This window comes from Pseudoalteromonas nigrifaciens (genome assembly GCF_002221505.1).
Taxonomy (GTDB): Bacteria; Pseudomonadota; Gammaproteobacteria; order Enterobacterales; family Alteromonadaceae; genus Pseudoalteromonas; species Pseudoalteromonas nigrifaciens.
The window spans coordinates 185988-199630 of record NZ_CP011037.1 but is presented as its reverse complement, the minus strand read 5'-3'; the positions used below and the strand labels follow the sequence as shown (position 1 = coordinate 199630).

Genomic DNA, 13643 nt, shown 5'->3' with positions numbered 1-13643 from the left:
TACTAGGTACTAGGTACTAGGTACTAGGTACTAAAATATTAAATGGCGTACATTAAATGTACGCCATTTTTTTGTTTAAAATAAAGTATTACGCAACCGCTTTATGAATAAGCCCAACAAGCGGCGCCGGTAATGTAATCTTACCTGTAAGTACAAACTCATGCGCTTCATCAGACATTTTTTGCCATGTACGGCGAATGATACCCATCCATTTTTCTTCATTATAATCTGGTTTTGCATTGGCAAACCCAAGCATGTAATGCTCAATAAACACCAAACTTGCTACATCTTCTACTAATTGGCTGTCTAGATTGCGCTTAATATCTTTTTTAGCAACAGCGTTATAAACACGGTTTTGGTCTGTATCGCTAAACCCAGCTTGTTTCATTAATTCAACGACTAGTGACGCATGAAAAATATAAAGAGCACTGCGCCATTGATGATAACCCTGTTTATTCATTTCAAAATCGCTACGTGGCGACTTCCAACGCTGAATATGCTGTGCACGCACTGCAATTTGCATAAGCTCATCGGCATCAGGTTTAAAGCGAGTTAGCATTTCGCTCATACGCTGTGAGTATAAATACTCTTTTGGAAAACTTTCTCCATTGTGCTGCTCAGTATTTGGGTCTTGGTTATTCGCTTCATCAATCAGCGTTATTACTTTATTAAACATGACGACCTTTATTATAATTAGTTTTTATCATTCTAAACGCTGATAAAACAATAAACTAGTGCCCCAATCAGTTATGAAGTGAAATTTGTTCAATCAAAAAGTAAAGCCTAGAGGCACAAGTTATAAAAGTAAGCGCATTGATTAAGTTAACTTGGTACTATATTGAGCACAAATTAAAATAAAAAAGCGCGACTAACTCGCCAATAACGGATGACTATGTTTAAAAAAAGTATTTTAGCTATTTGTTTAGCTGTTGCACCACTACCAAGCCTAGCCGACAGTAACACTGATTTAAAAACGATTATTGATAACCATTGGCAAAATGCAAAAGCCGAAAAAATATTCTTTCGTACCGATCCAGACGGCTGGAAACCCAGTGGTACATTGCCACATTGGACCGAGCAAGCCATTGCGAAGCGCCAAGCTTACAACAACAGTGTGTTAAAAAACTTAGCTAGTATTGACCCTAAAACGCTCAATAGCGAGCAGCTAATGAACTATCGTTTATTTAAATATGAGCGAGAAACAGAGCAGCAAAGCTACCTTTTTCAAGATAAGTATTTTCAAGTTAACTTTTTAAGTGGCTGGCATACTTACTTTGCCGAAGCACCGGCTAATATGGCGTTTTTAACGCCTGATGATTACAACGCATTTTTAGTAAGCCTTGCCGACTACCCTCGCTTTAATCAAGAAAACATTAACTTGATGAAAGAAGGTATTGAAAAGGGTTACACGCACTACTGCAAAACATTTGAAAATTACAGCCAGAGTATTAACGCTCATATTGTTAAGCAACCTGAAAACAGCGCCTTATACGAGCCCTTTACACGCATACCAAATACATTTACAGCAGAGCAAAAGGCAACATACCAAAACAAAGCAAAAGCCTTAATTAGCTCAAAAGTAGTTCCGGCTTATCAACACTTTTACGACTTTTTTGAAAACGATTACATGCCTAACTGTAGAGCGCAGCCGGGTATTTCAAGCGTTAAAGGCGGGCTTGAGTATTACAAATATACAGTTAATTACTACACCACAACCAATGCCACACCAAAGCAAATACACGAGCTTGGCTTAAAAGAAGTGGCACGTATAAAAACACAAATGCAAAACATCATTGATAAAGTAGGCTTTGATGGCTCTTACAGCGATTTTTTAGAATTTTTAGCAACCGACGAGCAATTTTACGCAACAGACGCGCAAGACCTGCTTGAAAAAACAGCCTTTATTACGCAAAAAATGTATGGCAAGTTACCAACCTATTTTAATCATTTACCACGTAATACCTTTACTATAAAAGGCTCAGCGAGTCGCGGCGCGTTTTATATGCCACCTGCTGATAACCGCTCCCCTGGCACTTACTTTTTAGCCTCAACACCTAAATTGCAACCTTTGTATAATTTAGAAGCGCTAAGCCTGCACGAGGCAATACCAGGGCACCATTTACAAAACGCTATTGCAATGGAGTTAGATGTACCCGAATTTAGACGCACACTTAGCCATTCAGCATTTGGTGAAGGCTGGGCACTTTACACCGAACGTTTAGGTAAAGAAGCCGGCTTTTATCAAGACCCATACAGCGACTTTGGTCGTTTAGGTTACGAAATGTGGCGTGCCGTGAGACTCGTTGTTGATACCGGTATTCATGCATTTGGCTGGAGCCGCCAAAAGGCAATTGACTACTTGGCAGATCACACTGCTTTGCCACAAAGCGCGGTCGAGGATCAAATAGATCGTTATATTTCATGGCCAGGCCAAGCGCTCTCTTACAAAATGGGCGAAATAAAAATACGCGAACTACGTGCAAAAGCCGAAAAAGAGCTAGGTGCTAAGTTTGATATACGCAGCTTTCACGACACCGTAATCGGCCAAGGGTCACTCCCTATGGAAGTGCTAGAAGATGTAATAAACGATTGGATAACAGAGCAAAAATCAGCTATTTAAATTTTAATAGAGACGGCTTACTTAGCCGTCTCTATTAGTTAAGTAAACTGCCGAGCTAATTAAAATACCTAACCATTAATCCTCACCCGCTTTTGCTTCGTACCACTTTAGAGTTTAAAAACCTGAGCAAACCTATGAGCAAACGTATTTTATATTGGCTACAAAACGATTTACGAATAGACGACAACCCTATTTTAAGCGAACTTGCTACTGGGCAATGTGCGCTCGATATTGTATTTGTAATAAACCCGCACTGGTTTAAAAATAATAACCACCAACAAAAGCCATATGGCGTGCACAAACAACAGTTTTTAATGCAAAGCTTATTTGAGCTGCAACAAGCACTTATTGAACGCGGGCAAACTCTTCACGTACTTGAGGGCGAAACTTTTAGTGTTTTAAAGCAGCGCATAGCTGAGCAACACATTGACGAAGTAGTGTGCAGTGAACATGTTGGAACCTATGAGCAGCGTCAACTCGCCCGACTAAAAGCACATTGCTCACATGTCATATTTAAAACAACTCAACAAGATACTCTATTTCAACAAAGTGATCTCCCTTTTGATTTAAACGAGCTACCTAAAAGCTTTACCCCATTTAGAAAAAAAGTAGAGGCGGTAAACATACCTATAACAACCTCAACCCTGCCTAAAGGTTTACTCCCTCAACCTATAACATTATGTGCGGCCAAACCAATTGAGCTTAGTGAATATACTGATGACAACAACGCGATAATGCACGGCGGATTTAAAAGTGTGCAAGCTCATTTAGCGCAGTACTTTTCGGGCTTACTGCCAAGTACCTATAAAACAACTCGAAACGAGCTTGATGGCTTTAATAACACCACAAAATTTAGTACCTGGCTTGCCTTTGGCTGTGTAAGTGCACGGCAAGTTTATAAAGCGGTTGAAGAGTACGAACATAAACATATTGCAAACGAATCTACTTATTGGATTAAGTTTGAATTGCTATGGCGAGAGTATTTTAAATGGCATGCACTCAATGCGGGCAACAGCCTGTTTAGCTTTAAAGGCCAAAAACAAACCAAGCCCCTTACTACGTTTATGCCAAATCGCTTTGCAGCGTGGTGTAATGGCTCAACGCCCTACCCATTAGTCAATGCCATTATGAATGAGCTTAATGCTACTGGTTATATATCAAACCGAGCAAGACAAGTTGCAGCAAGTTGTTTAGTTAACGAACTTGGCCTTGATTGGCGCTATGGCGCGGCTTATTTTGAACAACAATTGATTGATTACGATGTAGCCGCTAATTGGGGTAATTGGCAATATATAGCGGGTGTAGGGGTCGACCCGCGTGGTGGTAGGCACTTTAATATTGAAAAACAAACCGCGCAGTTTGATCCGCACGCTGTTTACACTAATAAATGGCAAGGCAATGAAAATACCAGCACACAGCTGGATACTTTAAACGAAGTTGATTGGCCAATTTAAGCCGCCAATCAACTTTTACCAAATAACGTTTAAAACAGCTCAGCAATGCCTATATTAATGGCAAAGCCGCCTAACGTTAAAAACAAAAATAAACACAGCGCCAGTAACAGCGGTTTAATACCCGCTTGGCGAATTGCCCCAACATGTGTGCGTAAACCCAAAGCCACCATAGCAATAGTGAGTAATATATTATCAAACCATACAATAGCGCTTGTAACCACTTGAGGAATAATAGAGAGTGAATGCACACCACTTGCCACAATAAATAACACTGCAAACCAAGGGATGGTAATACCCGTTTTTTGCTCGCCGCCATGCACGTTATTGTTTGTTTTTGCATGCTTTTTACTTTGCCAAAACGATAAACCCACTAAAAATGGCGCAAGCATCATTACGCGTAGCATTTTTTCTATAACGGCGGTATCTGCAGCATTGGCGCTTACAGCAGTGCCCGCTGCAACCACTTGCGCTACTTCATGAATAGTTGAGCCTACAAAAATACCGTAAGCGTGTTCACTCAGTCCCATAAACTCAAACATGATTGGGTAGGCAAACATGCTTAACGTGCCAAACACCACCACCGTTGCCACCGCTACCGATACTTTATGTGCCTGCGCTTTTATAACTGGCTCGGTTGCCATTACAGCTGCTGCGCCACAAATAGAGCTACCTGCGCCAATTAATATTACTGTTTGCTCATCAAGCTTAAATACGCGCTTACCTAGCTGCACTGCCAAAATAAATGTGCCTAACAGCATTACTATATCGGTTAATAGGCCATGCCAGCCTACACCCGCTACTTGCGCAAAAGTAATTCTAAACCCAAATAAAATAACGCCCGCTTTGAGTAATATACTTTTAGCGTAATCAACACCTATATCGGTTTGCGTAGCAATACGCGAAAACACACTGTTACCCACAATAATGCCAAGCACTATACCAATAGTTAAAGAGCTAAATTGCGCACTTTGCATTATAGGTAACTTACTTAATGCAACAGATGCCCCCGCCAAAACAACCACCAGCAGCATACCTAACCACCAGCGCGCATCGCCGTATTGCATAGTATTAATACCCAAATTTTTAATAGCGCTAAGCATAATATTCTCTCAATTGAACAACGTTAAACTGTTGACTTCATTTTAAGAAAGCGCAAAATATAACTCCAATACATTAAAATCATGATTCGATAACTTAAAGTTATGTGATTTGAGAGACACAATGAACTTGCATGCACTTCGGGTGTTTTATACGGTAGCAAAGCTTGGTAGTTTTTCAGGCGCAGCTGAGGCGCTTTTTATAAGCCAGCCTGCGGTATCTAAAGCGCTAAAAGAACTTGAGTATCAGCTAAATATACAACTTATTGAGCGCGCATCTAAGGGTAAAAAACTCACCTTGAGTGAAGGCGGACAAGCACTTTTTGAACATGCTCGTAGTATTTTTGCCATTGAGAAAGCCGCCATTGAAGATATTAAATCGCGCACAGGGCTTAAGCGTGGCACGCTCGTTATAGGCACTAGTACAACCATTGCCAGCTATTGGCTACCGCCCTATTTAGCTAATTTTTGCGCGCAGTACCCCCATATTAAAGTAGAAGTACAAGTGGCTAATACCGCGCAAATTGAGCTTGCCCTACTAGAATGTACTATCGATTTAGCACTGGTTGAAGGCACACCTATCGAGCCGCATATTATAAGTAAGCACTGGCAAAACGATTTAATGAGTATCGTTATACCCAGTAACTTTAAGCCCGCTAAAAACTTAAATGCATGGTTAAACAAACAGTTTTGGCTACTGCGCGAGCCGGGCTCGGGCACTTTAGAAATGTCGGTTAAGTTATTAGCCCAACATGGCGTAATAGCAGAGCGCAGTATGCAATTGGGCAGCAACGAGGCAATAGCAAGGGCTGTTGCTCAAGGTATGGGGGTCGCTTTATTGCCAAACGTAGTTACTGAGGATTTAGTGCAGTTAGGTAAATTAACGCGCCTGAGCCAAAAAAATAACGAGCAACTCTCTCGGCCACTTTATCAACTGCATTATAAAGACAGACCGTCTTCACACGCTGCGCAAGCGTTCGAAAAAAGCCTGTTTAGTGAATAGTGATTATGTGAGTTAAACTAGAACTGATCTGTAAGTAACGAATGAGCGGTTTGAAGACACTGGTTATACCCATATCGTGGTTGTTTAAGAGCGCGCCGGAAAGCCAATTCGAAAACATGCGCTTGTTACTCCATTTATCTAATGTATTAATTCATGTTAGAGGAAGTTACACTGAGCGTATTTAAACCACTAAGTGAATTCGAAAATTCTCGACCATCTCCTACGATTGAAGTGACTAAGTCAAAAAACCAAGGGTCAGAGTGGGGAGATGTTACGACTGATTCAATGAGAGTATTTAAATCCAACTTGACAGTATATCCTGCTCTGTAGGAATCTAAGATAGATCTAATCTCTTCTGGATCTTCTGAATACGGGGCGTGTCCCCCTATGACATCATTTACAAAACCAAAGTCTCTGAAACATAAACGAAATTCATTCTCGAAAGAATATGGCATGCTTTTGCAATAAATGTGTGTTAAAAGGTTGTCGCCTCTAGCTGGCATTTGGTTTTTAAAGTCTAAGTATTCAATAAGTCCACCTAGTACAGTATAGTTTTTGTTTTTTCCTAATGATGATTTAAGTCGACCTATAGTAGACTTAATTGCAATTCCGTTGTGATGATTACAGTATAACTTCCACATATGATAAGACTCATGAGTGCTGATATTCCAGCAAGTCACATAAGAATTGTAGATGGCAGCCTCATACATATTTCTTTGTAAATCGATCTCCCTCGATTTTTGTTCGGATTGCGGAACTTGCGCCATTCCTGCTTCTGGCATTCCGCCAAACTGAACTTTACTGTTACCAAAAAACTGAGGAGCAAATTTGGTATTTAGAATTCTTTCTACAAGTGATTCCCAATGTGCAGTTGGAACTTTCCCCTCCAACGGGTCAATTTCCCAGTTTTTATCTAATCTTGCAAACCAAAGGGATTGAGTTGAAAGTAAAGAAATAAACTTGCTCAAATCCATGTACTTCCAAATCACTGTATCATCATATAGGGTTTCGCCATTTGTAAATGGCTGAAAAACATTTTTGGAAATCTCTTCAGATCGCTCTGTTCGCACAAAACTAACTTCATCAGCCCACCGCTCAATATATAAAACGGTATCAGTATCACTCGCAAGTATATTGAAATTTGTTACAGAATCACCTAACGTAACTGAGACGCTGTAATGGGTATTGAGCCCCGTAATATTTCGTTCACAGTTAACCAACTCAAATTTCTCGAGAGAGTGAGTTTTTCTAAGCTGTTTGATTTGTTTTAAGTTCACCTTTACCACTCATACTAGAAGAAACAATTTATAGTGCGCCCATCATGCAAAAATCAAAGATAGCCAAATGGGTCATACCTCGACTTCACACATTAAAATACCAGGAGACTAGTTATATGAGTCCAGCAGCTACCTCATAAACCTATTTGCTAAATCGGTAAACCAAATACGAGCAAGCTGAACTTACAAACCCTGAGTTAAATCTTGCGCTAACGTACCCGTTGGTTTTTCAATTACGCGTATTAACTCTTTGCCATTTTGTTTAACAATAAACGTAGGTGTGTATTGTAAGTCGTGAGCCTGTGCAATGCCTGCATCGTCTTGCTTGTTGTAACCTACGGCCACATAGTCAATGCTTGCAAGTTGTACTTTCGATGCATCAAGTAACTTAATGAGCTTTGGCACTTCGCGCTCACTGTCGTGGCACCACGTTCCAAATAATACAATAAGCTCTTTGCCTTCTAGCTTTTGCATTAGCGCTATATCTTGCGTCGTTGGCGTAAACGCCTTGTAGTGTTCGTTAAACTTGTCGTAGTCGCTTAGCAGTGCTTGCGTACTTATCTCGCCCGAAAATGGCGCCGTAGCAGCGCAGATTATAAGCGGCATGCTTAAAGCGCACAGTAAAATTAATTGTTTAAACATAAGGTACTCTTTAAGTAGGTATTTAATTAAGTATTAAATAAAGCATTTAACGACTATACCCAATATTGAGTGTGGAGTGAACAACTCAAAACCGTTACTTTTTATCCATAAAAAAGTTAACTTGCGATAAGTTAGTTAAATATTCTCGCCTTACGTTTTTATTCTCAGCTAGCTTGTCTAAATCACAAATCAAGGTAACTAGTTTATTATGAGAATGGCTGCTTGTTTTTTTAAACTCGTCTTGCTTTTCGTCACTCTCAACACGCTCTTTTTTATTCATGTTGTAGCTGTTTTCGTTTTCTTCAAGCCAAATATCGTCAATTAAGCGAATGTTGCTTTTACTAATGGTTTGTTCTTGCATCGCCATTTGCAGCTCGTATTGATTGGTTTGCGGATTAAACTCAAACATTTTTGTATCAACATCAACCTCGTGAGACTGATCAAGCCCCACAAGTTCTTTATTTTTAACCGCAGTACCTACGTTATAACTCTCTTCTTTGTTGTAGTAATCAGGGCGACTGTATTGATAATCAAAGTGGCTACTTACATTTTTACTTTGCGTTACACCGCTAAGATCCCCTAATTGGGCTTGTTCAGTCGCTTGGCTTAGCTCAATTGTACTTTTAGGCTGATAATCGCCGTTATCAAGCGCATAAGAAAATGTAGCATCAAAATCAGCGAGCTTAGAAATACCCGCTCCTAATGTATTTGGCGCCTTATTACCAAGCCCTTGGTAACGGGCATCGTTTGTAATCATGTTATCAACCAAATCGGCAACCATGGCGCGCCCGTCATTAAAGTGCTGATCTGCAAGTGACTCCAAATTGCTATAACGCTCAGCCGCTGATGACATACTCGTAAAAGCGCCTTTAAACAATGCAAAACCTTGCTGCATTGCCTCGTCGCCTTTGCGCCCAAATGCCGACTCTTTATCGTCTTTGGTGCTGTTTACTCGGCTATCTTCTAGGCTTTGATCGAGCGACGCTAAATACCGCTGCACTTGCTGCGTGTCTTTAGCACCAATGGTCGACATATCGAGTGCAAAGTCTATTTCGTTTTGCCCACTTTCTGATTTAAACACAAGTGCTTGCTGATTCGATGCTTCATCAATTGAGTAACTTAAATCAAGCGTGTTTTCGCCTATATCAAGCACATCATTTTGCGTTGTTGAAAACGACACATTAAAACCAGATAACTGCTGATGATTAAAATCAGCTAAAAAGTCTAAGTTTATATCGCCTTGGTTTACCGGCACATAACGGCTGTTAGCATATTGACTGACTTTAAAAAACTCATCAGCCATTTCACCTACACCTGCAAGTACTTCAGTTAGCGCCTGATGCTCAGCCTCTGACAAATCCCCTTCTACTTCATAGCTAAGGCTAAAATTATCGGCCGTTTTACCGGCACTTTCATCATAACCTTGCGATGAGTTAAAGGTGATATTAATGGTATCGCCTTCTTTGGTTTTTACTGATAATTGAAAGCGGTAGTTATCGTCATCCTCATGCTTGCTACGATTAATACTCTCCATATAAGGGTTAAGCGCACGCTCAACACGCTGCTGACTAGAGGCTAAAAATGATGTTTGTTGATGCCCTAATTGCCCCAGATTAAATAAAATATCACTGGTGTTGGCGTAAGCACCCTGAATATCTGTTACCGATTTATTTAAGCGTTGTATGAGCTTATCGCTATGTTCATTTTTAAGTAGCCCTTCTTGCTGACTCGTTATTACAGTGCGTATAGCTAACTCTTCAGCGCTGTAGTGGTAGCTCGATATATTTGCTTTTTTTGCAGGAGTGATCAGCACCGAAAGTTGTTGTTGCAGTAATTGGGCAACTTTTTCGTCGCTAAACTGACTGAGAAAATCGGACGTTATTTTGGGTGATAGCTCTGTTGCTAACTCTGGTATTAATTTTGGCGCTATTTCGAGTGGGCTATGTTGCAGTTTGCTGCTAAGGGTATGGTTTGCATTATCAACTGGCAGTACTTGCTTTGTCGCTAAACTAGAGTGGTTATTTAACCCATTGTTAATCATGATCATCCTTAATCGCAAACTGCTATTAAGTATATATCGGTCGGCCAACTAAAAACTTGAGCGATTTATAACCTTGTTACTTAAATTACAAATAAAGTAACAAGGTTATCTAGGGCGTGTTGATCTTTGCGGATTAAAACTCGCTCTATTTAGGGGAATTTAATCGCTAATTTTAGCGATTAATTGTGCCTTAACTTGGCTTATCGGTCACGGCTCCGGTAGAAGCTGAGCTTACTGTTCTGGCATATTTTGCTAGTAATCCGCGGGTGTATTTTGGCGCAGGTTGTTGCCAACGTTGTTTCCTACTGGCCATTTCTTCATCAGTAATATTAAGAGTCATTTCACGGCTTTGCGCGTCAATGGTAATGCTGTCACCATTTTCTACTAGTGCAATGGCGCCGCCTTCGTAAGCTTCTGGTGTAACGTGCCCTACAACAAAACCCCTACTACCACCTGAAAAACGACCATCGGTAATAAGCGCCACATCGTTACCTAAACCTTTACCCATAATAGCTGAAGTGGGGCTTAGCATTTCACGCATACCTGGGCCACCTTTAGGACCTTCATAGCGAATTACTACAACGTCTCCGGCTACTACTTGCCCATCTATAATAGCGGCAAAGCCTTGCTCTTCTGAGTCATATACTTTTGCGTTGCCGGTAAAGCGTAAACCCTCTTTACCCGTAATTTTTGACACTGCTCCTTCTGGCGCTAAGTTGCCAGCTAATATAACTAAATGACTGTCTTTTTTAATTGGCTGATCAAAAGGTAAAATAATATTTTGCCCTGCTGGGTAATCTGCTACATCGGCTAAATTTTCGGCCATGGTTTTGCCTGTCACTGTCATACAGTCACCGTGCAGCATACCGGCATCTAATAAACGCTTCATCAGTGGCTGAATGCCACCAATTTCAATCAACTCCGACATTAAATATTGACCGCTTGGGCGCAAGTCGGCAATTACTGGTGTTTTATCGCCAATACGCACAAAGTCATCCAATGTTACTTCAACGCCTACCGCATCAGCCATAGCAATTAAATGCAGCACCGCATTGGTTGAGCCGCCTAAGGTAATGATCAGCGTAATTGCATTTTCAAACGCTTTTTTGGTCATAATATCGGAAGGTTTAATGTCATGCTCTAGCAAATAAACAATCGCTTTACCCGCATCAATACAGTCTTGTTTTTTGTTTTGTGAAATAGCATTTTGCGCAGAACTATTTGGCATACTCATGCCTAAAGCTTCAATTGCTGAGGCTAACGTATTTGCCGTGTACATACCACCACACGAACCGGCCCCTGGTATGGCTGTTTTTTCAATATGTTCTAATTGCGTAATTGGAATATCGCCTGCCGCGTAGCTGCCCACCGCTTCAAATACCGAGACTATATCGGTATGATTTTCACCGGGTAAAATTGTACCGCCGTACACAAATATAGAGGGGCGGTTTAAACGTGCTAAACCCATTAAACAACCCGGCATATTTTTATCACAACCGCCAATAGCAATAATACCGTCGTGGCCCATACCCGCCGATACCGCTTCTATTGAGTCGCAAATTACTTCGCGTGATACTAAAGAATATTTCATCCCTTCGGTGCCCATAGAAATACCATCGGATACGGTAATGGTATTATATATAACGCTTTTCGCACCGGCGCTATCTACGCCTTTACCCACTTCTTCGGCAAGTGTATTAATGTGCATATTGCACGGCGTTACCATAGACCATGTAGAGGCAATACCAACTTGAGACTTTTTAAAATCGTCATCATTAAAACCTACCGCTCGTAACATAGAACGACTAGGAGCCTGAGCGCTACCATCTACAATTTTTTGTGAATATTTACGTGGTTTTTCAGAAGTCATTTCTTACCTTACCTACTTTTTACAAGGTTTATTAATAGAACAAATTATAAAAACAAGCCCCACCTTGCATAATTAATGCGGTAGGGCTTGCTATAATAGATGGTTTTAACTTTTAAAGCAGTTAAAGTTTACAGACTTGTAATCGCTTTAAGGCAAATAGCTTTTACCCATTAAATAGCTGTCAACCTCACGCGCGCAGCGTCGACCTTCATCTATTGCCCACACAATTAAGCTTTGTCCGCGACGACTATCGCCTGCGGCAAATACGCCAGGCTTGCTTGTAGCAAACTTATCGTACTGTGCTGCAATATTAGAGCGAGCATCTTGCTCTAAACCAAATTGTGCAACAAGGCCACCTTCTGGCCCCATAAAGCCCATAGCAATCAGTACTATATCGGCAGGAATTATCTTTTCACTGCCCGCTACTTCTTGTGGCACCATTTGCCCTTTATCGTTAAGTTGCCAAGTAATATCTACAGTGTGCACAGCTTTAACATTACCTTGCCCGTCACTTTCAATTTTTTTAGTCATCACTAAATATTGACGTGGATCTTGGCCTTGTACTGCAATAGCTTCTTTTTGGCCGTAATCAACCAACAAACGTTTCGGCCATTGTGGCCAAGGATTGCTGCTCTCGTCGCGTTGCTCGGGTGGACGAGGCATAATTTCTAGCTGAATAGCACTTTTACACTGATGGCGAAGCGCAGTACCAATACAATCGGTGCCGGTATCACCGCCACCTATAACCACTACATTTTTGCCTTTCGCATTAATGAACGCTCCGTCTTGATGTTCGCTATCGAGCAAGCTTTTGGTATTGGCTGTTAAAAAGTCCATCGCAAAATGCACACCGTTAAGCTCGCGCCCTGCAACGGGTAAGTCGCGCGGTACTGTGGCACCAATACATAACACGACTGAGTCAAAGTCAGTTTCTAACTGCGCCACACTAATGTCTTTGCCTACTTCAGTATTAGTAACAAAAACAATGCCTTCTTGGGCTAAAATATCAACCCGACGTTGCACTAATTCTTTTTGTAGCTTCATGTTTGGAATACCATACATTAGCAAGCCACCAATGCGGTCGGCGCGCTCATATACAGTAACCATATGGCCAGCTTTATTTAACTGTGCTGCAGCGGCAAGGCCCGCTGGGCCCGAACCAATTACGGCTACATTTTTACCAGTGCGAGATGCAGGTGGCTCAGCAACCACCCAACCTTGCTTAAAGGCATGATCAATAATTTCTTTTTCATGTAACTTAATAGCCACCGGATCGGCGTTAATACCCAGTACACATGCCCCCTCACAAGGGGCTGGGCATACACGCCCAGTAAACTCAGGAAAGTTATTGGTTTTATGCAATAGCTCTACTGCATCTTGCCAGCGGCCGCGATAAATTAAGTCATTCCACTCCGGTATTACATTATTTACCGGACACCCAGCTACTGCCGGTGCAAATTCTGATTTTGCCGACTGACAAAACGGCACGCCACAATCCATACAACGCGAAGCTTGCTGCTCTACATCTGCTTGTGGTATTTCTTCATATACTTCCAGCCAGTCAATTAAACGTTCACCTGCGTTACGCTCAGTTGGCAAGGCACGACCTACGTTGATAAACCCTGTTGGATTTCCCATA

The 13643-nt window shown here is 41.3% G+C and carries 10 protein-coding genes; 3 read left to right on the top strand and 7 right to left on the bottom strand.

All coding sequences use genetic code 11. The annotated features are described in order from the left end of the window. Positions 1 to 88 precede the first annotated feature (88 nt). Entirely contained in the window at positions 89 to 676 is a 588-nt protein-coding gene (locus PNIG_RS17375) for a DUF4202 domain-containing protein (protein WP_089369092.1), read from the bottom strand. A 216-nt stretch (positions 677 to 892) separates the two neighbouring features. Between PNIG_RS17375 and PNIG_RS17370 the strand changes: the two genes are divergently transcribed. Together PNIG_RS17370 and PNIG_RS17365 are read left to right on the top strand one after the other, a co-directional pair. Then, positions 893 to 2620, top strand: coding sequence for a DUF885 domain-containing protein (locus PNIG_RS17370; protein WP_024605507.1), 1728 nt, complete (start codon positions 893 to 895; stop codon positions 2618 to 2620). 134 nt (positions 2621 to 2754) lie between these two features. Beyond that, the gene (locus PNIG_RS17365; RefSeq protein WP_089369091.1) at positions 2755 to 4074 is read left to right on the top strand and encodes a DASH family cryptochrome; all 1320 of its coding nucleotides are present in this window, start codon (positions 2755 to 2757) and stop codon (positions 4072 to 4074) included. Positions 4075 to 4103: 29 nt separating this feature from the next. On the opposite strand, the gene PNIG_RS17360 is transcribed toward PNIG_RS17365, so the two are convergent. Then, complete coding sequence (locus PNIG_RS17360) at positions 4104 to 5174, bottom strand: YeiH family protein (RefSeq protein ID WP_089369090.1); 1071 nt, start codon at positions 5172 to 5174, stop codon at positions 4104 to 4106. 121 nt (positions 5175 to 5295) lie between these two features. Here PNIG_RS17360 and PNIG_RS17355 point away from each other — a divergent pair, with 121 nt between their 5' ends. Next, positions 5296 to 6174, top strand: a complete 879-nt coding sequence (locus tag PNIG_RS17355) for a LysR family transcriptional regulator (RefSeq protein WP_089369089.1) — start codon at positions 5296 to 5298, stop codon at positions 6172 to 6174. Between the two features lie 146 nt (positions 6175 to 6320). Here the strand turns inward: PNIG_RS17355 and PNIG_RS17350 are convergent, their stop codons facing one another. The 5 genes from PNIG_RS17350 to PNIG_RS17330 form a co-directional block, all read right to left on the bottom strand. Further along, positions 6321 to 7451 (bottom strand): DUF2971 domain-containing protein, encoded by a 1131-nt coding sequence (locus tag PNIG_RS17350; RefSeq protein ID WP_089369088.1) that lies wholly within the window; start codon positions 7449 to 7451, stop codon positions 6321 to 6323. A gap of 183 nt (positions 7452 to 7634) precedes the next feature. Then, the gene (locus PNIG_RS17345; protein ID WP_089369087.1) at positions 7635 to 8093 is read right to left on the bottom strand and encodes a thioredoxin family protein; all 459 of its coding nucleotides are present in this window, start codon (positions 8091 to 8093) and stop codon (positions 7635 to 7637) included. 94 nt (positions 8094 to 8187) lie between these two features. Continuing rightward, positions 8188 to 10134 carry a hypothetical protein gene (locus tag PNIG_RS17340; RefSeq protein WP_089369086.1) on the bottom strand — a complete coding sequence of 649 codons (1947 nt, stop codon included), beginning with the start codon at positions 10132 to 10134 and terminating at the stop codon, positions 8188 to 8190. A gap of 190 nt (positions 10135 to 10324) precedes the next feature. Beyond that, positions 10325 to 12004: a dihydroxy-acid dehydratase gene (gene ilvD / locus PNIG_RS17335; RefSeq protein WP_086998204.1), complete on the bottom strand. Its 1680-nt coding sequence runs from the start codon at positions 12002 to 12004 to the stop codon at positions 10325 to 10327. A gap of 147 nt (positions 12005 to 12151) precedes the next feature. Then, positions 12152 to 13642 (bottom strand): glutamate synthase subunit beta, encoded by a 1491-nt coding sequence (locus PNIG_RS17330; RefSeq protein ID WP_089369085.1) that lies wholly within the window; start codon positions 13640 to 13642, stop codon positions 12152 to 12154. Position 13643 lies beyond the last annotated feature (1 nt).

Coding starts and splice junctions, on each gene's coding strand:
- PNIG_RS17375 (WP_089369092.1), bottom strand. CDS start 676: ATGTTTAATAAAGTAATAACGCTGATTGATGAAGCGAATAACCAAGAC.
- PNIG_RS17370 (WP_024605507.1), top strand. CDS start 893: ATGTTTAAAAAAAGTATTTTAGCTATTTGTTTAGCTGTTGCACCACTA.
- PNIG_RS17365 (WP_089369091.1), top strand. CDS start 2,755: ATGAGCAAACGTATTTTATATTGGCTACAAAACGATTTACGAATAGAC.
- PNIG_RS17360 (WP_089369090.1), bottom strand. CDS start 5,174: ATGCTTAGCGCTATTAAAAATTTGGGTATTAATACTATGCAATACGGC.
- PNIG_RS17355 (WP_089369089.1), top strand. CDS start 5,296: ATGAACTTGCATGCACTTCGGGTGTTTTATACGGTAGCAAAGCTTGGT.
- PNIG_RS17345 (WP_089369087.1), bottom strand. CDS start 8,093: ATGTTTAAACAATTAATTTTACTGTGCGCTTTAAGCATGCCGCTTATA.
- PNIG_RS17340 (WP_089369086.1), bottom strand. CDS start 10,134: ATGATTAACAATGGGTTAAATAACCACTCTAGTTTAGCGACAAAGCAA.
- ilvD (WP_086998204.1), bottom strand. CDS start 12,004: ATGACTTCTGAAAAACCACGTAAATATTCACAAAAAATTGTAGATGGT.
- PNIG_RS17330 (WP_089369085.1), bottom strand. CDS start 13,642: ATGGGAAATCCAACAGGGTTTATCAACGTAGGTCGTGCCTTGCCAACT.